The organism is Psychrobacillus sp. NPDC096389 (assembly GCF_044762855.1).
Taxonomy (GTDB): Bacteria; Bacillota; Bacilli; order Bacillales_A; family Planococcaceae; genus Psychrobacillus.
The window spans coordinates 18033-37501 of record NZ_JBIWFB010000003.1 but is presented as its reverse complement, the minus strand read 5'-3'; the positions used below and the strand labels follow the sequence as shown (position 1 = coordinate 37501).

Below are 19469 nucleotides of genomic sequence, written 5' to 3'. Positions count from 1 at the left end.
GGCTTAGAAAATGAGAGAGACGATTCATATTTATCATACGAATGATATACATAGTCATTTAGAAAATTGGCCGACTATTCATCAGTTTCTCTTAGAGCGCCATAATAGTCATGGACCGAGCGATTCTTATTTAACTTTGGATATTGGAGATCATATAGACAGATCTAATGTATTCACTGAAGGGACGCTTGGAAAAGGCAATGTTCAATTGCTAAATGATGCGAGATATGATTATGTCACGATTGGTAACAACGAAGGGATTACACTCAGTCATGACGATTTAGATACGTTATATTCCTCTGCTAACTTTGAAGTGATTGTCTCTAATTTTACAGATTTAAATGGGAATATACCTTCTTGGGTGCTGCCTTATAAAATTCATGTTACTCCTACCGGAATACGGATTGGTATTGTAGCTGCGACCGCAGATTTTGGATTGTACTATGAGCAATTAGGTTGGCGAATTCAACAGCCAATCGACCGATTAAAAGAAGTTTGCAAAGAGATAGAAAAAGAAGTAGATGTGCTTATTTGTTTATCTCATTTAGGGATATCACAAGATGAAATCATGACCGAGAAGATTCCGGAAATCGATCTAATTTTAGGTTCACATACGCATCATTACTTTGAAGAGGGTAAAATGGTTGGAAACACATTACAAGCTGCTGCAGGTAAGTATGGTGCTTATGTGGGGCAAGTGACAATGGATTATGATCATGACTCCAAAAGAATTGTATCCAAAAAAGCGAGGTTACACGCCATACATACACTGTCAAAACCGGAAGATGCCGAGTTGCAACTGGAAAAATGGGAAGTACTTGGAAACGAGGAACTTTCTGAAACTGTTCTCCATAATGATGGCATCTTACATAAAGAGTGGTTCGGTCATTCGGATATGTCTCATTTTTTCGGTAAAGCTTTGCTTACATTTACGAAAGCGGATTGTGCGATGTTTCCTGCGGGTATATTTTTGACGGATTTACCAAAAGGGCCAATTACAGCAAGTGACTTGCACCGTTGTTTACCGCATCCCATCAATCCATGTGTTATTACGTTGACAGGGGCGGAATTATTGGAAATTGTGGAGTTGTCTAAAAATGAGAAATGGCCACATTTAGAAGTCAAGGGACTCGGGTTTAGGGGCAAATACTTGGGAGCCATGCTTTTTGAACAACTCGTAGAAGATGAACAAGGGGACATATATATTGGAGGAGAAGTGCTCATGCTCGAAAAAGAGTATACACTTGTTACGCTAGATATGTTTACATTTGGTTACTTTTTCCCTTCCTTCAAGTTTGCTACGAAAGAATATTTTATGCCGGAGTTAATACGGGATGTTGTGAAATGGTACGGCAATCGGTTATTAAATCAGGCATAACACTCCCTCTTATTACATAGTAGTAATAAGGGGGATTTTTTGCTATTCTATCGAAAAAAAAAGCGTTTAACTATTTTTACTGCTCAGCGAAAACTAGCTATATTATTGGCACTTTTCATCTTATCCGTCGCTGGCGTATTTTATGTTGTTAACTATCGTTTGACTCCGACATATCTGGAATATGCGGAAGTGCAAACGAATAAAATTGCATCGATGGTTATTAGTAAAGCGATCAATTCAAGAACTGCCAACGTTTTAGATGTAAACGATATTATCGAGGAAGTGCCATCTACAAATGGCAGTACAAATATGGTAACGACGAAATTTAATACTGAAATCATTAATCGTGTTTTATCGGATACGAATAGTCTGGTGCAATCGCATCTAGAACAAGCAGAAAAAGGGAATTTATCAAGTTTGCCTTATCTGGATGATATTGAATATGATAAGCAAACGATGGAAGATCAAGGAGGAGTCGTGTTTTTTGTGCCGATGGGGCAGGCAACGAATATTCCGCTTATCGGTAACTTAGGTCCTAAAATCCCGATTCGATTTCATGTAATTGGTAACGTACAGTCAACCGTAGTGCCGACCATAACAGAATTTGGAATTAATAATGCATACGTTGAAGTAAGTATTCATATTAAAGTAAATGTCCAAGTCATTGTTCCGCTTGCAAGTAAGATGAGCGTTGTCGAACAAAACATTCCGGTTGCAATGGGATTAGTGCAAGGGCAAGTTCCTCACATTTATACAGGTGGAGATGGTTCTTCTGCGCCATCCGTAGAGGTGCCTATCCCGTTACCTGAAGATTAAAACTTCCGGGAATAGCAGAAATTACTGTTACAATAAAGAAAATGAATAATAGGTAGAGGCTGCAAAGCTTAATAGTACTATACGAAGAAGATGACACATATGATCGTATACGAAAGGAAGGTTTGCCGAAGCTAAATATTGTATGTCAAACGATATTTAGTTGGGGTTATTTTGAAAAAGAATAACACTGTTATTTATAGAGAATATAAATGTTGAGCTACGAAAGATAAATACTCATTTTAATGCTTAATTTCTATAGTGGAAGCCAACCTATGTGGATGACTAGGTTGGCTTTTTTATTTTTTGAGGAGGAACAGGTTTTGGAAAATACGATTTATTCATTATTACCACCGTTATTAGCGATCATCATGGTGCTTGTGACGAAGAGGGTGTTATTATCTCTTGGTGTAGGAATTGTCTCTGCAGCATTACTTGTAGAGAATTTTGCACCGGTCAGTTCGGGTTTACTATTATGGGAATCATTTAAAACTTCTTTTTGGGATGAAGGGATAAATGCTTACAATATTTATATTTTGTCCTTTATATTATTGCTGGGTGTTGTTACAGCGTTTGTTAGTTTATCTGGGGGAAGCACGGCATTTGCAGTATGGGCGATTAAAAAGATTAAAACTCGACGAGGATCGAAATTATTAACAGCATTTTTAGGAATACTTATATTTGTAGATGACTATTTTAATGCATTAGCAGTAGGTCAAATTGCAAGACCAATTACTGATTCGCATCGTGTGTCACGTGCAAAGTTAGCATATTTTATCGATTCTACTTCTGCTCCAGTATGTGTAGTGTCACCAGTTTCCAGTTGGGGAGCTTTTTTAATCAGTCAGCTGGGTGTTATTTTTGCAACACATGCAGTAACTGCTTATACCCCACTGGAAGCATTTATACTAATGGCTCCAATGAATTTTTATGTGATTGCGACGTTAGCTATTGTGTTTTTCATAGCTTGGACAGACTTTGACTTATTAGCAATGAAAAAACAGGAGAAAAGAGCGATTGAAACAGGTGAACTTTATGATTCAAGTAAACCAAATCCAGGAGATCTACAAGGAAATTTTCCAGAAAATAATTATGGAAAAGTAGTAGATTTAGTGTTGCCGATTGTTTCATTAATCGTCGTGACACTATTTGCAATGTTTTGGACAGGTTATAAACTTTCAGGTTATAATTTGAATTTATTTGTTATCTTTGAAAACACAGATGTTCCACTCTCTTTATTTGTTGGTGGTTTGACAGCGACGATTTTAGCTATTGCACTGTATGTACGACAATTTAATACGAATCCGGAAGCAAATATAAGATTCGTGTGGAAAGCACTCGTAACGGGTGTTCGTTCGATGCTCCCTGCTATACTAATTTTAATTTTTGCATGGTCTTTATCTTTCTTGATCAATGCATTAGAAACAGGTGCATTTTTAGCTAATTTAGTGACAGATCATAATATTCCTGTAGGAGTTATCCCTGCTTTGTTATTTGTATTAACAGCATTTATGGCATTTGCAACTGGATCGTCATGGGGGTCATTCGGTATTTTATTGCCAATTGGCGCAAGTATTATCATGGCGATAGAACCGGAATTACTATTACCAATACTGGCAGCTGTTTTAGCAGGAGCAGTTTTTGGGGATCATTGTTCACCAATTTCGGATACAACAATCATGTCAGCAACTGGTGCAGGAGTAAATGTTATTGATCATGTTATGACGCAATTACCTTATGCCATTATTAGTGCCATTATTGCGACAATCGGTTATTTAGTTTTAGGATTGACTGGTTCAGTAGTCTTAGGAATGCTTACGGTGGTGGCTATTATTATAAGTTTATTCATCGTTTGGAACGTCAAAAGTAAAAGCAAAATAGAAGCAAATAATTAATTATCGCACCCCATTTTTTAGTCCTAGAATGTGAGTTCAGAAGGTTGTTTGAATTCTAATAATATGGTACATTGACAACAGTGTGGTTAGTTTATAAAGAATGGGGTCGCTATAAATGACATCTTGTAAGCCTACGAAATCAGAGCATCAACGTAAACCAGATTGGTTAAAAATTAAACTAAATACGAATGAAGACTATAAAGGTCTAAAAAAATTAATGCGTGAAAATAATTTACATACGGTTTGTGAAGAAGCAAAATGCCCAAATATTCATGAATGCTGGGGTTCACGAAGAACTGCTACTTTTATGATTTTAGGAGCAGTTTGTACACGTGCATGTCGTTTCTGCGCGGTAAAAACAGGCCTACCAAATGAATTAGATTTAGCAGAACCAGAACGGGTTGCAGATTCAGTTGTCATTATGAATCTAAAACATGTCGTTGTAACAGCTGTTGCTCGTGATGATTTAAAAGATGGTGGTTCGGAAGTGTTTGCTGAAACGATTCGTGCAATTCGTCGTAAAAATCCATTTACGACAATTGAAGTATTACCTTCTGATATGGGAGGGGTTGAACAAAATATCCAAAACATTATGGATGCAAAACCCGATATTTTAAACCATAACATTGAAACGGTTCGTCGATTAACGCCAAGAGTTCGTGCAAGAGCCAAATATGATCGTTCACTTGAACTATTACGTCGTGCAAAAGAAATGCAACCGAGCATTCCAACGAAATCATCGTTAATGTTAGGCTTAGGAGAAACGCATGAAGAAATACTAGAAGTAATGGATGATCTTCGTGCAAACAACGTAGATATTATGACAATCGGTCAATATTTACAACCGTCGAAAAAGCACTTACCTGTACTAAAATATTATTCACCTGCTGAGTTTGGGGAATTACGTAAAATTGCAATGAGTAAAGGATTCTCCCATTGTGAAGCAGGTCCGCTCGTTAGAAGTAGTTATCATGCGGATGAGCAAGTAAACGCTGCAGCGAAGCAAAGACAAGCGCAAGGCGAAGAACTTCTAGCTATTCAAAATAGCTAATGGAAGGTGATAGAATGATTGTTGCAGAAGGTTTTACGTATGAAATAATAGAAAATTACCGAGATGCATTTAAAGAAGAGGCTTTTTTGGATCGATACAGCGAAATTCTTTCGAAGTATGATTATATTATGGGAGACTGGGGATATGGTCAGCTTCGTCTGAAAGGATTTTTTGAAGATCGAAATCATAAAGCAACATTTGATACAAAAATAAGTACGATGAAAGATTATTTATATGAGTATTGCAATTTCGGCTGTGCCTATTTTCTGATTAAAAAAACGGGAGTTGCCCCGAAAGTGAAACAGGTAATAGTAGATGAGACAATACAAGAAAACCTAGAACAAGATCGATTATGATCTTGCTCTAGGTTTTTTATTATCCGATGTACTATTAAATCCGAATTTATGTAATTTCCATTTGGAGATTGAGTTTAGTTGGAAAATGGTCTTTCAAGCGAACTATGGACAATTGATAAATATAGAATTACAAAAAAGAGAGGCAAGAAGTGGATTGCAACTTCCTGCCTCTCTTATGATATGTTCATGGCAACTTTCTTAGTTTAGTAATTCTCTTAAGTAATCTCTTAATTCTTCCGCTTCTACTTCTGTTCTATTATAGACATGCTCTAAATAGCCTGGTTCTTCTAAATCATCTGGTCCGAGTATGGCTGCTCTGCCATATTGAATATCCATTACAAGCACTTTTCCAAAAAAACGAGAGCTTTGTAAAATAGCTAGATCATATCTTTGGGAATCTCCCGTAAACCCAACGAATCTCGTTTTTGTATCTTCTACATCATCGTATAAAAAAAATCGCTCCATCTAGTGACACTCCTTCCGTCCTACGAATTATGGTACTATAGAAGAGAGGTATATATCAACTGAACATGACTCAGGAGGCTTTCCAATGTATTTTGTAGATCGTAAAAAAATAGCTGAGACAATTGCACATATGAATAAGTTATTAACGCTAATTGAAGGTAACACCGATTGGCAAAGAGATGAGCATTCTAAATTAGCTTTAGAGCGCGTAGGTCAAAACATGATTGAATCCATTATCGATATAGGCAATTCAATGATTGATGGTTTTATCATGCGAGATCCAGGTGGCTATGATGATATTATCGACATTTTAACAGATGAAAAAGTTATTACATCCGAAATGGATGCTCCATTAAAAGAAGTTATTGAATTTAGAAAAGAATTAGTGCGTCATTTTTATTCGGTAAATCATGAAAAATTAGAGCAACTACTTGTAAAAAATTTATCTTTCTTAAAACAGTTCCCTACACAAGTTGAAAATTACTTAGTCCATGAATTAGGACCTGTTTCGGCTTTCTTACCGGAGGATTCTAATGTTAAGTTATAAAGCCTATTTTTTGGATTTAGACGGAACAGTGTATAAAGGGAAAGCACCGATTAAAGAAGCGGTAGATTTTATTCATTATCTGCAAAGTAATGGGATCGAGCCTTTTTTTGTAACGAATAATTCTTCCATGACACAAAAACAGCTACAAGAAAAAATAGCAGGGATGAATATTCATACAGATACAGACCATATTATTTCTTCTGCTATAGCAGCTGCCAATTATATCGAGGAACATTTTCCAAAAAAATCGGTATTTATGATTGGCGAAAGTGGCTTACAAGATGCACTGGACGCAAAACAAGTCAAGCGCACAGAAGAAATTGCGGATGTAGTAGTAATGGGGATTGATCGGGCTATCAATTATGAAAAGCTCGCAAAAGCATGTCTTTCTATTCGAGCGGGTGCTGCATTTATCTCGACGAATAGCGATCATGCTTTTCCAGATGAAAGAGGTTTAGTTCCAGGAAACGGTGCTTTTACAAAACTAGTAGAGCATTCTACTGGTGTAAAACCAATATTTATGGGAAAACCAGAAGCCTATATGTTAGCGTTTATTCAAAAGAAATACGGGTATAAAAAAGAAGAGATGATTATGATTGGAGATAATTATCAAACAGATATATTAACGGGTATTCATCTGGGCATTCATACTGCGCATGTGAACAGTGGGGTAAGTCGAACAGAGGAAGTTCAACTTCAACCTTCGCCACCAACGTATTGTTTAGAATCTTTACATGAATGGATAAAGTGAAACTTCAATCAGTGGGGGTTTTCTTCATCCCCCACTGATTGTTAGTTAAACCAATCGGGCTTTTACGGGCAGTTGATCTCCCACTTATCTTTTCGCTTATCTTCAATCTTGAAGTGGGAGTCTTACTGCCCGTTAATGCGGGATAAAGTAGAATGAAAGAAAATCCACTATTAAAATAGCGGATTTTCTTCAATATATGCATATATATTTTTCACAAGATCTTCAGGAGAGTTCCCTTCGACAACGTCTCCATTTACGATCGCAAGTAACGTTTCGGAGCATAAGGAACAATGACTTAGGCAGCCATATTCTAGTACATCTAAATTAGGATCTTGTTCTAAAATGTCAAAAGCTTCTTGAGAACCATTTGCAAGGTTGCTTATACAAAATTCAACCATAGGATTCATAGCTGTCACCTCACTACATCGTCATGCTACTCCTTTTTTCAGCATCCGTCAATTTAGAAGCTCTCTTGTGAAAACCATCACAATCATTTATAATTTGAGATGACATTGAAAGATGAGGGAGATTATTATGCAAAAATTAGTATTATTAGGTGGAGGATATGGTAATATGCGAATTTTATCGCGAATGTTGCCGAATAATTTACCACTTGATGTAGAAATCACCTTAATAGACCGTACACCGTTTCATAGTTTAAAAACCGAATTTTATGCATTAGCAGCAGGAACGTCGTCTGATCATGAAGTTCGAGTAGGATTTCCAGAAAGTGAAAAATTAACGGTGAAGTATGGAGAGATTACGGAAATTGATGTAGAAAGTAAACAAGTATTATTAGCAAATGGCGAAGTGGTATCTTATGATGATCTTGTTATCGGACTAGGTTGTGAAGATAAGTATCACGGAGTACCAGGTGCAGATGAATTTACGTATAGTATTCAAACAATTGGTCGATCTCGTGATACATATACGAAAATTGGCGGACTTCCTGCCGGATCGATTGTTGGAATTGTAGGAGCAGGGTTAAGTGGAATAGAGTTAGCTAGTGAACTTCGAGAGAGTCGACCAGACTTAAGGATTAAATTATTTGATCGTAGTCCTCGTATTTTAAGGGATTTTCCTGAACGACTAAGTAATTATGTGAAAAAATGGTTTGATTCGAATGATGTGGAAGTAGTAAGCAATTCTAATATTACAAAAGTAGAACCAAACAAATTGTATAATCATGAAGAAGTTATTCCAGTAGATGTAGTAGTATGGACAGCGGGTATTCAACCAGCGGCAACGGTACGTGCATTACCAGGGGAAAAAGATAATTCAGGACGAGTTATTTTAACACAATATCATGATTTACCGAACTATGAGAATGTCTTCGTCGTTGGGGATTGCGCGTCTCTTCCTTTTGCACCAAGTGCTCAATTAGCGGAAGAACAAGCAGAGCAAATTGTGAAAGTATTGCAAGCTCGCTGGAGAGGACTACCCCTACCTGATAAAATGCCGGACATTAAATTGAAAGGTTTTATGGGATCACTCGGGAAGAAGCAAGGATTTGCATACATGGCAGATATCTCAGTAACAGGTCGAATTGCAAGATTGATGAAGTCGGGATTACTGTGGATGTATAAAAGACATAATGGATAATAAAAAACTTCGAAGCGACGTTACTACGCCGTATCGAAGTTTTTTTATTATTCTTTTTCGCTCACATACCCATATTTCTCGAGTGCTGCATATACTGGTTTTAGTTGAATATAGCCTTCACCGATCACTTCTTCATTAATCATCACAAGTGGGTAGAAAAATTCATCTTCTGTAATTCGGTTTGCGATATCTTGATGTTTGTCATTCTCAATTGGTTGCTCGATATCAATATAAGTAAAGGTTACTTCATTTGCTGGAAATTTCCGGTCGATAGCTGCTTGAAGCCATTCGTATGTATCCTTAGAGGATGGCGCATTTACGCAACTAGCGCATATTATATCAGCACCATAAATTTCTATATTTAACGGTTGAGGTTTCATAATCGTTTAGCTCCTTCGAATTCTTTATTGGATTTTTTCCCTTACTGATATTATAATGATTATAATGAAAGGAGTCGATAGATATGACTGATACAATGAATGAACAAGTTCAAGAAGTTTTAGATAAATTGCGCCCATTCTTACTACGTGATGGGGGAGACTGTGAGCTTGTTGACGTAGAAGATGGTATTGTAAAATTACGCCTTCTTGGAGCTTGTGGAACTTGCCCAAGTTCAACGATTACATTAAAAGCAGGTATTGAACGCGCTCTTTTAGAAGAAGTACCTGGAGTAGTAGAAGTAGAACAAGTATTTTAATCGAACAATACAAAAGAAGCCATTAGTAATTGGCTTCTTTTTGCTTACTATCTCGTATTTCTTGCCAGCGCTCTTTCGCCATTTCTACAACTTTGGGTTCGAAAGATGAACTTTGTTTTTCAATTACTTTCGAAAAATAACGGGTAGCGTAATCCGTATCACCAATTCTTCGAGATAACTCTGCTATTAAGTAAAGTACTCTTGTTTCAGACATTTGCGTTCCGCTAAAATCTCCGTTTATATAGGAATTCTCATAACGATCTCTTGCTATTTGCATGAAGCGCTGTTCTTCTGCATCCTTATGTTGCAAACGATACAGCCAAGCAGTGCGTAGTGCCAATCCAGCAATATTAATAAACTTTTCTTTTTTCATCGTCCCACAAAAAATACCTAGTTTGTAAGTGATAATGCCTTCTTCTATATTTCTTTCTTTTCCATAAGAACGTGAAATCCATTTGTTAGCAATCTTTACTTGGATTTCATCTTTTGTTCCAGGGGCAAAATACCTAGAAAACTCTTCTGTAAATGAAAACCCACATTGCTCGCAAACGAATATATTATAGAGTAAAGGATTCACGTCCTTATTTTGATATATAGGTTGAAAGTCCGAAGCATAGGATTCTACTTTAACAAATTTAGACCGGACTTTAGTAGTTTTAAATTGTTTTTTACAATGTAAGCATTCAATGCTTGTTTGATAAAATGGAGAAATTTCCATAAAAAAACCTCTTTTCAGCTAGCTTGCATATAGTTCTATTATACTTTATTTTTCTCTTGAAAGCGAAGTAATTAAATTTAGATTGAGTATAGTCTATTCAAGTAGTTTTCCTTGTCTAGATAGTAAAAACACTGATATGATATACTAAAGGAAGGAATGGTGATTCAGATGACAGAAGTAGTGATTATATCTGAAGCGGCAGCTTACCGTGTAAAAGAAATGATGACGCATAATGATGAGGAAGGTTCAATGCTTCGCGTCTCGGTAAATGGCGGTGGATGTAGCGGTCTTTCTTATGGAATGGGCTTTGAACATGAAAAAAAGGAAGACGACATAGAACTTTTACAGCATGGTATCGATATTGTTGTATCTAAAGAGGATGCTTCGATATTAAATGGTACGACAATTGATTATAAAGAATCTTTAATGGGTGGAGGATTTACAATAGAAAATCCCAACGCCATCGCATCTTGCGGATGTGGTTCTTCGTTTAGAACAGCTAAAAAAGCAGGTACACCGGAGAATTGTTAAAATATAGAGAACATTTTCTTTCCTAAAGAAAATGTTCTCTATTTCAATTCCTTATCTGTAAATTCCAAACTTTACATTATACTAACAATGTATTGAAATAGCACGGTAAAAGGTCTAATATAAGAGATAAGAGGTTTTTGTCGCAAATTAGACAAAAGAAAACGTTGTAGGATGAATAATTTGTGTCATAAAGGTCTTCTAAAAATATATAAAAGGTGGTTGCGATTTTCTTGAAAAGACCAACAATTCTAGTCTTAGGTGCAGGATACGGTGGATTAACTACTGTAGTGAACCTTCAGAAATTAGTAGGAACAGATGAAGCAGATATTATATTAGTGAATAAAAATGATTACCATTATGAGTCTACTTGGTTGCATGAAGCTTCTGCTGGTACATTACGTCCAGACCAAGTTCGTTACGATGTAAATAGTGTCATTAACGCAAGCAAAGTAACTTTTGTGAAAGCAACAGTTGATGGAATCGATGTAAATACAAAGAAAGTTGCAACAAGTGCTGGTGAGTATACATATGACTACCTAGTAATTGGCTTAGGTTTTGAAGGGGAAACTTTCGGAATTCCTGGATTGGACAAGTATGCACTTTCGATTGCGAATGTAAATGCTGCTCGTCATATTCGTGATCATATTGAATATCAATTTGCTAACTGGTCAACAGATGAAGTGCAAGATGATACACGTTTAACAATCGTTGTAGGTGGAGCTGGATTCTCCGGTATTGAGTTTTTAGGTGAATTAGGAAACCGTATACCTGAACTATGCAAAGAGTACGATGTACCAAAAGAAAAAGTACGCGTATTATGTGTAGAAGCTGCACCAATGGTATTACCTGGATTTGATCCACAATTAGTAGAATACGCAGTAAGACAATTAGAAGCTAAAGGAATTGAATTCTCTATTGGAACACCAGTAGTAGAAGCAACTCCAGAAGGCGTTAAAATTAAAAAAGGCGAAGACGAATTCGAATTCATCACAGCTGGTACAGTTGTATGGGCAGCTGGAGTTCGTGGAAATCGCTTAATCGAATCATCTGGCATTGAAAATATGCGTGCTCGCGTTAAAGTAGAAAAAGACATGCGCGCACCTGGATTCCCAGATGTATTCATCGTTGGAGACTGTGCTCTTATGATTAATGAAGAGATTAATCGTCCATATCCTCCTACTGCACAAATTGCAATGCAACAAGCAGTTACAATTGCCAAAAATATTGTTTCACTTATGAAAGGCAATGATACAGAAGAGTTTGTACCTGCCCTAAAAGGAACGGTATGTTCACTTGGTGAGCATGATGCAATCGGTGATGTAATGGGTAGAAAACTTACTGGAACAAAAGCTTCGATTATGAAAAAGGTTATTGATAACCGTGCTCTTTATATGATCGGTGGAGTTCCACTAGTATTGAAAAAAGGTAAATTTAGTTTATAATTTGTAAATAATGATCGGCTCCCCCTGTATTTAAGGTGGGAGCTTTTTTCAAAAGGGGATAGTTTATATATGGTGAGAGAAGACCGTGGAAGTGTATGGCTAGGGGTAGCTGGTTTGGTGATTAATGAGATAGGCGAATGGCTTGTAGTGAAAAAAAGATATGGCGGACTTCACGGTAATTGGTCACTTCCTGCTGGCTTTGTTAACAAAGACGAAACAGTGGATGAAGCTGTTTTTAGAGAAGTGAAGGAAGAGACTGGTGTTGAATGCCTTGTACAGCATATGATCGGTTTTCGGAGTGGCGTTATCCAAAATAAGATAAGTGATAATATGGCCATTTTTTTACTGCGACCAATCGAAAAAAATCCTATTCTTCAAGCTCAATTATCAGAGCTTTACGAAGTAGAATGGATCCATCCGTCTAAACTATTGCACGATCCAAATGCTTCTGTGATGATTCATGAGCTTGCAGAAAAGAAGTTTGAGGATGGGTTTAGCACACTGGATGGTATAAATCCTGGGGATGTTTTCGGTTATACCAGTTATAAACTATATATTAAATAGATTCTATAGATTAACTTGGAGTTTCTTATCTAGTAATGCTTTTATTAATATTTCGCAAAAAGATAGTGGCGCTTTGTAAAGCTAACGCCACTATCTTTTTAATTTCGGTAATTAAGTTATTTGTATTTATCTGTCTTACTATAGAGATACTGCGTCGTAGCGACCGCTGTGATTTTCGCTGCAGGACGGACGCTTTCCGTGGGGTGAGTGATGAGCCTTCACCGCCGCGCCTACGCGCGTACGTTGTGAAGTCTCATCTTACTCACTTGATCCCTTCGGAGTCGCCGCCCTGCAGCGAAAATAAATGGTGAAAACTTACTTATCGTGGTCTCGTATTAACAATAAATGGTTGAACGAGTCCTTTTTCACAGTGTGCGTGACAATCACAACTCCGAACATTACAATGTACACCCCGAAAGAGAAAACATGGCAGCTGAACACGACAACCCCAGTCTATCCGATACTAGCTTGCGTGCTCAGATGGCTTTATAACGTATTGTTCCAATAATATATAGAAATTATAGTCGTCTCACCCTAAGTAAAGAGCTGATTTAAGAATTTAGTTGCTTTCATCGGCTATTTGATAGCTCTCGTGATGATTTGATTGCTTTCAGACTGGAATTGGTTGCTTTCCATGAATGGTTGGTTGCTCTAGGCCATTTACTGGATAAAATAGACCCATAAAATGTAATAAGCTTTGTTATTAGCAAGCAAATATTGAATAGGCAAGTGATTTCCATTGATTTTCGATGCAAGCGTCGACTCCAGCCGGATAAGTGAGCAAAATGAGACATCCCAACGTACGCCTAAGCGGCGGGGATGGCTCATCGCTTACCCGGCGGAAAGCGTACGATTGCAGCGAAAATCTTAGCGGCCACCTAATAGGGCTTTACGACGTACTATCCCTTCAAAGAGACAGAAACATTCAACTGTAAAGCAATGTATATTACTTTTTAATTTACATATAAATAAATGTATGCTATATTATCAGAATATTAAAATAAGTAAAAGGGGCTGTTTGAATGGAAAAAAGGAAGCAAGAAGCGGTTACTAGAAATTGTCCGTATTGCAAAGGGGAAGGATATTTTCAACTGCGTTTAGGTGGGTCAGAAACTTGTAATTGTTGCAATGGATCAGGGAAAAAATAAATCCTTTATGACAAAAAGGTGAAAGTGAACAAGTACATTGAATACTCCCCTCCGTTAAGGTAAACTAGTAAAAGATGCTACGGAGGTAATAGATTATGGGAGATTTTATGCTTGTACAAATGATCATTTCGGTGCTCATATTTTTTGTCATGTTTTTTGGAATCGCTTTTTTATTAAATATGCTACTTAGAATGACGTGGTTTATGGCAATTCTTTATCCAGTTGTTGTTGTATTTATTATTGATGAAGTTGGTTTCTTTGATTATTTTACAAAGCCAGGATTTGCTTTCTCAGCGCTTGGAGATAAATTAGTGTCATTGCATGCAGCAGATATTATTATTTTGTCTAGTGGACTTGTAGGGGCAATTGCAGCTGGGTTTGTTATTAAATACTTAAGAAAAAATGGCTATCAAATGTTTTAAAAGGATGACTCGTATCAGAGTCATCCTTTTTTCATACAATCACTGTATAAATAATGATGGAAATCGCAATTCCAGTTAAGGCACCCATAAAGACTTCAATCGGTTTGTGACCTAATAATGTTTTCAACTCTTCAATTTTTTCTTCATTTTTCATATGCGACCATTCTTTTGTTTGCGCCACAAAGTTTTGAAAATCAGCACGCATTTGATTGATAACTAGCGCTTGTTTTCCCGCTTGGAAACGAACTCCAGTTGCATCAAACATAACAATAACAGCAAATACAGTTGCGACTGCAAAGAGGTTAGAACCGATTCCCGATTCATACGCAATAGCGGTACAAAGTGAAGTTACGGCAGCTGAGTGAGAACTAGGCATTCCACCGGTAGATGTAAAGAGCCTCCAGTCCAGTTTTCTCGTCATCAGAAAATGAATCGGAATTTTTACGAATTGAGCAAAGAAAATAGAAAAAAGTGCAGCCATTAATGGTGTGTTTTGGAGGATTGCCAAAGTAGACACCGCCTTTCGATATAAGTTAAGTAAGTTTAGTATAACACACTCATACCATTCGAAAAATGAATCTTCTTCCTATATAATAAGAATATATCTGAATAAGTAGGGGGAAAAATAATGATTATTAGTACAAATGATGTATTATTCGATGAAATTCAATCTGAAACGCTTGTCGTTGCTGTTTCAAAACATGCCGAGAACACAACAAAATGGGAAGCATTTTTAAGTAGTTTTGGTGAGCATATTACAGAGTGGGTAAAGACTGGAGATATATCATCGGAACTTAAAAAGATTGTAAAAGTTCCTGTAGCGGACAAAGATGGAGTGAAGAGAATTCTTTTTGTAGGAATTGGAGATCGTAAACAATTGACACAAGAAAATATTCGCGAAGCATTCGGTCTCGTTGGAAAAGAATTGTTAGTAAGTAAACCAGAGTCTTTGGCAATTTGGATTCCTTCCTTTAGCACTGAATCCATTTCGGATATAGATGTAGCTTATTTAGCAGCTGAAGGGCTTGGAATGGGATCATTTAAATACGAAGGGTATAAAACTTCCTCCAATGTTCCGGACTATTATTTACCAGCTATTGAGTTGTTAACAGATGAGGATAGTGACGAAATAGTTTCTTATTTTGAAGTAGGGACTATTTATGCGGATGCAGTAAATGAAGCAAGAATTTTAGTAAATACCCCAGGCAATGTCCTAACATCTACACAGTTAGGAGAGTATGCAAGAGAACTAGGCAATACATATGGTTTTGAAACTGAAATTCTAGGTAAAAAAGAAATCGAAGAACTAGGAATGGGTGCTTTGCTTGCGGTCAACCAAGGATCTGTTGAAGAACCAAGATTCATCGTGTTAAAATACCAGGCAACGGAAAAATGGGAAGATGTTGTAGCGCTTGTAGGGAAAGGTATTACATTTGATACGGGTGGATACTCTATCAAAACGAAAACAGGAATTGTTGGGATGAAAGGTGATATGGGAGGAGCAGCGGCTGTTTTAGGCGCAATGCAAATCATTGGAGAGCTACGTCCAAACAAAAACGTCATCGCAGTTATCGCTTCAACAGATAATATGATTTCTGGAAATGCATTTAAACCAGATGACGTGATTACTTCGATGAGTGGGAAAACGATTGAAATATTAAATACAGATGCAGAAGGCCGTTTAGTGCTTGCGGATGCCGTAACGTATGCTAAACAACAAGGTGCTAATTATATCGTGGATGTTGCAACATTGACAGGTGGAGTGATTACAGCTCTTGGATACGATAAAACAGGAGCACTTACAAATAATGAAGAATTCTTCGAGATTTTCATGGAGTCTTCACTTGAAACAGGCGAATTTACTTGGAGATTACCATTAACGGAAAGTGACAAAAAGCGTATCCGTAAAAGCGATGTAGCGGATTTAAACAACTCACCAGGTAGCGATGGTCACATGATTTTCGGTGGCGGATTTGTCGGTGAGTTTGTAGAAGAAACACCATGGATTCATTTAGACATAGCTGGGACTTCGGATGCAAATGCAGCTTATGATTTCGGACCAAAAGGCGGTACTGGTGTCATGGTACGAACACTTGCTACATTAATCGAGCGAATGGCTGACGAAGAGTAGGGAAAACGCACAGCCTATTACTCCTAAACCGCATACACTGTTGGGAAAGGAGGAACAGCATGGTACGATTTAATCGAGGTGGCTTTGGTGGTGGCTACGGAGGCTTCAGAGGTCCTGGTTTTGGATTTGGAGGTTTTGGTGGTCCGTTTATAGGAGGCTTGGTTGGAGGTCTTTTAGGTTCATCATTATATGGAGGTTATGGTTATAACAGATATCCATATTATCCACCATACCCAGTTTATCAACCATATCCATACTATCCTTATCAGCCGTATTACGGTGGTTATTACTAAAAAACGAAAGCTTTTGCAACACGTGATATCCGCGGGTTGCAAAAGCTTTTTCTTCTTTTCTACTTTTTATAGATAGACTACTACTTGCAGAATGTATCTTCCCTTCGTTATGATAAAAATGAATACTTTATAGAATAAGAGGATTATGATGAAAAACCCATATGTGTTCGGATTTCTGCCATTAATTACGATTTTATTATTTAGTTTAACCTTCTCTGTATTCACGATGAATAAAGCAATTGAATTGTTTAAAGTCATAGGTGTCTATAGTGGTATGCGAGAGTTTTTATCGGATTTAGAATTGAAAATCTTTCTGCTCATTATTTTAGTGCTCGTATATTTTATGCTTTTTTCTGCTTTGAAACTGATTGCGGAAACGATTCATGAAATCGGTATGTTATTTTTTTCGAAAGATTTAGAAGGGAAGACCATTTCACAAGCTCGAGGCGGTTATGTAATCTTTTTTGTAGGAGCAGTCATTTCTGCTGTAGGTTTGCAATCGATTCAATTATTGTTACTCATTTTTCTAGCTACTGCATTTATCTATTTTATATATGTCGTATTTAAATTGAGTCATTCCATGAGTCTATTAGGTACGGTAGGGTTAATCATGTTCGAGATTATCATTTGGAGTTTATTTTTAGCTTTAATCATCTATGCTATCGTTAAGCTATACAATGGAGTTATCGCAAGCTTGCCATTTTTGTGAAAGGAAAAGAAGCTACGATTTAGTAGCTTCTTTTGTCGTTCTTCATAATTTGATTGAAGATAGAGTGATGTATTTTTTTCGATTCGATGGCTTTCATATTTTTCGGCATATCGTAGCCAATCCAAACAGCAGACGTATACGTGTCAGATAGTCCGGCTATCCAATAGTCGACATAATCGTTCGTCGTCCCCGTTTTGGCACCAATATAGGATGATTGTACAGAAATACCTTTCCCCGTTCCATTTGCCACTACATCACGTAACAAATGACGCATTGTTTGTACGGTTTTAGGTGACCAAACCTCTTGTTTTTCTTCATTCCATGTATATAAAATCTCGCCATCTTTGTCTACAACTTTACGAATTGCATGCGCAGGTTTATACATCCCGTTTATAAAACCTGTATAAGCATCTGCCATTTCTAGTGGCGTTACGCCTTTTGTAAGCCCTCCTAAAGCAGCTGCATATGAATAATCTTCTTTTACAATATGGCTAAATTGGAAAGGTGCCAACTTATCAAATGCCGTTTCGATACCAGTCGTTTGGAGTAAACGAACAGCAGGTGTGTTATGACTGAATCGAAATGCTTGTTGTATCGTGACATTCCCATAAATCGCTCCGCCGTAATTTTGAGGACAATAAGTGCCAATGCAGAACTTTCCTGCATTCACCGTATTTTGCGGTGTTACAGATGTTGTTTCAAACAAAGGAGCGTATACAAGTAATGGTTTGAATGCAGAACCTGGCTGTCGAACTGCTTGGAATGCCCGATGAAAGTCAAACTTTTTATAGTTAGTTCCTCCATACAAACTGATAATCTCTCTTGTTTCATTATTAATAACAGCGGTCGCTGCCTGTAGGCCAGCTGTTTTACTTAATAAATCATTTACATACTTCTCATCTTTTCGCTGTTTAATGGGGTCGAGGGCAGTATATATAGAAACTCCTTGTGTGCTGATTTCATTTACACGAGCTTGCAGTTTCTTTTCGAAATGCTGTTTTTGTTGCTCGTTTTGTGCGGTAGCTATTTTTTCTGCGAAGCCTTCTGTATTCGCGATTAGATTTTTTAATTCTTCCAACACATATGTACTATAGGCCGGATACAGTTGTGTTTTCGTTTTTGTGTGTAAAATAATTGGCTCCGCTTTTAGAGCATCTCCATTAGTAGCAGCTATTTTTTCATTTTTAACTAATACATCAATAAGTAATTCCTGTCTTTTTTTCGTTGCATCGAAATTTACTAATGGATCATAAAGTGTCGGGTTATTTGGAATGGCACTTATAAAAGCAAGTTCTGCATCTGTTAACTCATGTAATGGTCTACTAAAATAATAGGTTGCCGCGGCTCCAATTCCATACACTTGGTTTCCGAAGTAGATTTCATTTAAATAATTGGTTAGTATTTCGTCTTTTGTCGATTGTTTTTCCAATTCATAGGCATATAAAAGTTCCGTTATTTTACGTTCATATGTTTTTTCGGTAGTCAAATAACGCAATCGAACAAGTTGTTGGGTGATGGTGCTTGCACCTTGGTCTTTTGAATTGGCAATGGCGTTTGCAAAAACTGCGCGAAAAATCGCACTAAAATTAAATCCGATATGATGATAAAATTCCACATCTTCACTTTGAATAAACAACTCTTGTACAAAGAGTGGAATTGTTTCAAGGGGAATAGGGTCTCGCCATTCAATATAGTCTTCCGAGAAAACTTCTCCTTGTTCATCTAGAAATACAATAGGGGAAGAAATCGTTGGGCTCGATAATTCAATAGACTCTGCAAGATTTTCTTTATACGAACTTGCTACTAGTATTTCTGTATGAATGAAAGAATATAAGATCCATATGAATGGAAAGCAAAGTAATATGATGATAAACCCGATTGCTTGGCGCATATGTTGTACTCCATTTCACTATTAATCCATGTTAAAAGAATAGCACACTTTCCAGTCGAAAGTGT

23 protein-coding genes and 1 riboswitch are annotated in these 19469 nt (G+C 37.0%); of the genes, 17 read left to right on the top strand and 6 right to left on the bottom strand.

What is annotated here, in order from left to right; genetic code table 11:
* Positions 1-10 precede the first annotated feature (10 nt).
* The 5 genes from ACIQ38_RS09555 (at position 11) to ACIQ38_RS09535 (ending at position 5493) form a co-directional block, all read left to right on the top strand.
* Complete coding sequence (locus ACIQ38_RS09555) at positions 11-1378, top strand: bifunctional metallophosphatase/5'-nucleotidase (RefSeq protein ID WP_402821512.1); 1368 nt, start codon at positions 11-13, stop codon at positions 1376-1378.
* 39 nt (positions 1379-1417) lie between these two features.
* Positions 1418-2194, top strand: a complete 777-nt coding sequence (yunB, locus tag ACIQ38_RS09550; RefSeq protein ID WP_402821509.1) for a sporulation protein YunB — start codon at positions 1418-1420, stop codon at positions 2192-2194.
* A gap of 45 nt (positions 2195-2239) precedes the next feature.
* Positions 2240-2422: riboswitch (Lysine riboswitch) on the top strand.
* Positions 2423-2514: 92 nt separating this feature from the next.
* Positions 2515-4086, top strand: coding sequence for a Na+/H+ antiporter NhaC family protein (locus ACIQ38_RS09545; protein WP_402821506.1), 1572 nt, complete (start codon positions 2515-2517; stop codon positions 4084-4086).
* A 115-nt stretch (positions 4087-4201) separates the two neighbouring features.
* Complete coding sequence (gene lipA / locus ACIQ38_RS09540) at positions 4202-5137, top strand: lipoyl synthase (protein WP_402821503.1); 936 nt, start codon at positions 4202-4204, stop codon at positions 5135-5137.
* Between the two features lie 14 nt (positions 5138-5151).
* Positions 5152-5493: a YutD family protein gene (locus tag ACIQ38_RS09535; protein WP_402821500.1), complete on the top strand. Its 342-nt coding sequence runs from the start codon at positions 5152-5154 to the stop codon at positions 5491-5493.
* A gap of 198 nt (positions 5494-5691) precedes the next feature.
* Here ACIQ38_RS09535 and ACIQ38_RS09530 read toward each other — a convergent pair whose 3' ends face one another.
* Positions 5692-5958, bottom strand: coding sequence for a DUF3055 domain-containing protein (locus ACIQ38_RS09530; RefSeq protein ID WP_093269763.1), 267 nt, complete (start codon positions 5956-5958; stop codon positions 5692-5694).
* 85 nt (positions 5959-6043) lie between these two features.
* Between ACIQ38_RS09530 and ACIQ38_RS09525 the strand changes: the two genes are divergently transcribed.
* Positions 6044-6505, top strand: a complete 462-nt coding sequence (locus ACIQ38_RS09525; protein ID WP_402821496.1) for a DUF86 domain-containing protein — start codon at positions 6044-6046, stop codon at positions 6503-6505.
* A complete protein-coding gene (locus ACIQ38_RS09520) occupies positions 6492-7256 on the top strand; it encodes a TIGR01457 family HAD-type hydrolase (RefSeq protein ID WP_402821494.1) in 765 nt (254 codons plus the stop codon). The genes ACIQ38_RS09525 and ACIQ38_RS09520 overlap by 14 nt, the downstream gene beginning before the upstream one ends.
* A gap of 170 nt (positions 7257-7426) precedes the next feature.
* On the opposite strand, the gene ACIQ38_RS09515 is transcribed toward ACIQ38_RS09520, so the two are convergent.
* Positions 7427-7663 (bottom strand): YuzB family protein, encoded by a 237-nt coding sequence (locus ACIQ38_RS09515; protein WP_402821491.1) that lies wholly within the window; start codon positions 7661-7663, stop codon positions 7427-7429.
* Between the two features lie 127 nt (positions 7664-7790).
* On the opposite strand from ACIQ38_RS09515, the gene ACIQ38_RS09510 reads away from it, so the two are divergent.
* Positions 7791-8858: an NAD(P)/FAD-dependent oxidoreductase gene (locus ACIQ38_RS09510; protein WP_402821488.1), complete on the top strand. Its 1068-nt coding sequence runs from the start codon at positions 7791-7793 to the stop codon at positions 8856-8858.
* 47 nt (positions 8859-8905) lie between these two features.
* Here ACIQ38_RS09510 and ACIQ38_RS09505 read toward each other — a convergent pair whose 3' ends face one another.
* Positions 8906-9238 (bottom strand): YuzD family protein, encoded by a 333-nt coding sequence (locus ACIQ38_RS09505; RefSeq protein ID WP_402821485.1) that lies wholly within the window; start codon positions 9236-9238, stop codon positions 8906-8908.
* A gap of 83 nt (positions 9239-9321) precedes the next feature.
* Here ACIQ38_RS09505 and ACIQ38_RS09500 point away from each other — a divergent pair, with 83 nt between their 5' ends.
* Positions 9322-9555 (top strand): NifU family protein, encoded by a 234-nt coding sequence (locus ACIQ38_RS09500; protein ID WP_100353777.1) that lies wholly within the window; start codon positions 9322-9324, stop codon positions 9553-9555.
* Between the two features lie 22 nt (positions 9556-9577).
* Here ACIQ38_RS09500 and ACIQ38_RS09495 read toward each other — a convergent pair whose 3' ends face one another.
* Entirely contained in the window at positions 9578-10273 is a 696-nt protein-coding gene (locus tag ACIQ38_RS09495) for a DUF2225 domain-containing protein (protein WP_402821480.1), read from the bottom strand.
* Between the two features lie 168 nt (positions 10274-10441).
* On the opposite strand from ACIQ38_RS09495, the gene ACIQ38_RS09490 reads away from it, so the two are divergent.
* The 5 genes from ACIQ38_RS09490 (at position 10442) to ACIQ38_RS09470 (ending at position 14380) form a co-directional block, all read left to right on the top strand.
* Complete coding sequence (locus tag ACIQ38_RS09490) at positions 10442-10804, top strand: HesB/IscA family protein (protein ID WP_402821477.1); 363 nt, start codon at positions 10442-10444, stop codon at positions 10802-10804.
* A gap of 230 nt (positions 10805-11034) precedes the next feature.
* Positions 11035-12246: an NAD(P)/FAD-dependent oxidoreductase gene (locus ACIQ38_RS09485; protein ID WP_402821474.1), complete on the top strand. Its 1212-nt coding sequence runs from the start codon at positions 11035-11037 to the stop codon at positions 12244-12246.
* A gap of 69 nt (positions 12247-12315) precedes the next feature.
* Positions 12316-12810 carry an NUDIX domain-containing protein gene (locus tag ACIQ38_RS09480; RefSeq protein WP_402821471.1) on the top strand — a complete coding sequence of 165 codons (495 nt, stop codon included), beginning with the start codon at positions 12316-12318 and terminating at the stop codon, positions 12808-12810.
* A gap of 1022 nt (positions 12811-13832) precedes the next feature.
* Positions 13833-13958, top strand: a complete 126-nt coding sequence (locus ACIQ38_RS09475; RefSeq protein WP_402821468.1) for a YuiA family protein — start codon at positions 13833-13835, stop codon at positions 13956-13958.
* Between the two features lie 95 nt (positions 13959-14053).
* Positions 14054-14380, top strand: coding sequence for a YuiB family protein (locus ACIQ38_RS09470; protein ID WP_402821465.1), 327 nt, complete (start codon positions 14054-14056; stop codon positions 14378-14380).
* Between the two features lie 31 nt (positions 14381-14411).
* On the opposite strand, the gene ACIQ38_RS09465 is transcribed toward ACIQ38_RS09470, so the two are convergent.
* Positions 14412-14888, bottom strand: a complete 477-nt coding sequence (locus ACIQ38_RS09465) for a divergent PAP2 family protein (protein ID WP_402821462.1) — start codon at positions 14886-14888, stop codon at positions 14412-14414.
* A gap of 120 nt (positions 14889-15008) precedes the next feature.
* Here ACIQ38_RS09465 and ACIQ38_RS09460 point away from each other — a divergent pair, with 120 nt between their 5' ends.
* The 3 genes from ACIQ38_RS09460 (at position 15009) to ACIQ38_RS09450 (ending at position 17513) form a co-directional block, all read left to right on the top strand.
* Complete coding sequence (locus ACIQ38_RS09460; RefSeq protein WP_402821459.1) at positions 15009-16511, top strand: leucyl aminopeptidase; 1503 nt, start codon at positions 15009-15011, stop codon at positions 16509-16511.
* Positions 16512-16570: 59 nt separating this feature from the next.
* The gene (locus ACIQ38_RS09455) at positions 16571-16804 is read left to right on the top strand and encodes a hypothetical protein (protein WP_402821456.1); all 234 of its coding nucleotides are present in this window, start codon (positions 16571-16573) and stop codon (positions 16802-16804) included.
* A gap of 148 nt (positions 16805-16952) precedes the next feature.
* Positions 16953-17513, top strand: a complete 561-nt coding sequence (locus ACIQ38_RS09450) for a DUF5366 family protein (protein WP_402821453.1) — start codon at positions 16953-16955, stop codon at positions 17511-17513.
* A 19-nt stretch (positions 17514-17532) separates the two neighbouring features.
* Here ACIQ38_RS09450 and ACIQ38_RS09445 read toward each other — a convergent pair whose 3' ends face one another.
* Positions 17533-19404, bottom strand: a complete 1872-nt coding sequence (locus ACIQ38_RS09445; protein ID WP_402821450.1) for a transglycosylase domain-containing protein — start codon at positions 19402-19404, stop codon at positions 17533-17535.
* Between the last annotated feature and the right edge of the window lie 65 nt (positions 19405-19469).

Coding starts and splice junctions, on each gene's coding strand:
- ACIQ38_RS09555 (WP_402821512.1), top strand. CDS start 11: ATGAGAGAGACGATTCATATTTATCATACGAATGATATACATAGTCAT.
- lipA (WP_402821503.1), top strand. CDS start 4,202: ATGACATCTTGTAAGCCTACGAAATCAGAGCATCAACGTAAACCAGAT.
- ACIQ38_RS09535 (WP_402821500.1), top strand. CDS start 5,152: ATGATTGTTGCAGAAGGTTTTACGTATGAAATAATAGAAAATTACCGA.
- ACIQ38_RS09530 (WP_093269763.1), bottom strand. CDS start 5,958: ATGGAGCGATTTTTTTTATACGATGATGTAGAAGATACAAAAACGAGA.
- ACIQ38_RS09525 (WP_402821496.1), top strand. CDS start 6,044: ATGTATTTTGTAGATCGTAAAAAAATAGCTGAGACAATTGCACATATG.
- ACIQ38_RS09520 (WP_402821494.1), top strand. CDS start 6,492: ATGTTAAGTTATAAAGCCTATTTTTTGGATTTAGACGGAACAGTGTAT.
- ACIQ38_RS09515 (WP_402821491.1), bottom strand. CDS start 7,663: ATGAATCCTATGGTTGAATTTTGTATAAGCAACCTTGCAAATGGTTCT.
- ACIQ38_RS09510 (WP_402821488.1), top strand. CDS start 7,791: ATGCAAAAATTAGTATTATTAGGTGGAGGATATGGTAATATGCGAATT.
- ACIQ38_RS09505 (WP_402821485.1), bottom strand. CDS start 9,238: ATGAAACCTCAACCGTTAAATATAGAAATTTATGGTGCTGATATAATA.
- ACIQ38_RS09500 (WP_100353777.1), top strand. CDS start 9,322: ATGACTGATACAATGAATGAACAAGTTCAAGAAGTTTTAGATAAATTG.
- ACIQ38_RS09495 (WP_402821480.1), bottom strand. CDS start 10,273: ATGGAAATTTCTCCATTTTATCAAACAAGCATTGAATGCTTACATTGT.
- ACIQ38_RS09490 (WP_402821477.1), top strand. CDS start 10,442: ATGACAGAAGTAGTGATTATATCTGAAGCGGCAGCTTACCGTGTAAAA.
- ACIQ38_RS09480 (WP_402821471.1), top strand. CDS start 12,316: ATGGTGAGAGAAGACCGTGGAAGTGTATGGCTAGGGGTAGCTGGTTTG.
- ACIQ38_RS09475 (WP_402821468.1), top strand. CDS start 13,833: ATGGAAAAAAGGAAGCAAGAAGCGGTTACTAGAAATTGTCCGTATTGC.
- ACIQ38_RS09470 (WP_402821465.1), top strand. CDS start 14,054: ATGGGAGATTTTATGCTTGTACAAATGATCATTTCGGTGCTCATATTT.
- ACIQ38_RS09460 (WP_402821459.1), top strand. CDS start 15,009: ATGATTATTAGTACAAATGATGTATTATTCGATGAAATTCAATCTGAA.
- ACIQ38_RS09455 (WP_402821456.1), top strand. CDS start 16,571: ATGGTACGATTTAATCGAGGTGGCTTTGGTGGTGGCTACGGAGGCTTC.
- ACIQ38_RS09450 (WP_402821453.1), top strand. CDS start 16,953: ATGAAAAACCCATATGTGTTCGGATTTCTGCCATTAATTACGATTTTA.
- ACIQ38_RS09445 (WP_402821450.1), bottom strand. CDS start 19,404: ATGCGCCAAGCAATCGGGTTTATCATCATATTACTTTGCTTTCCATTC.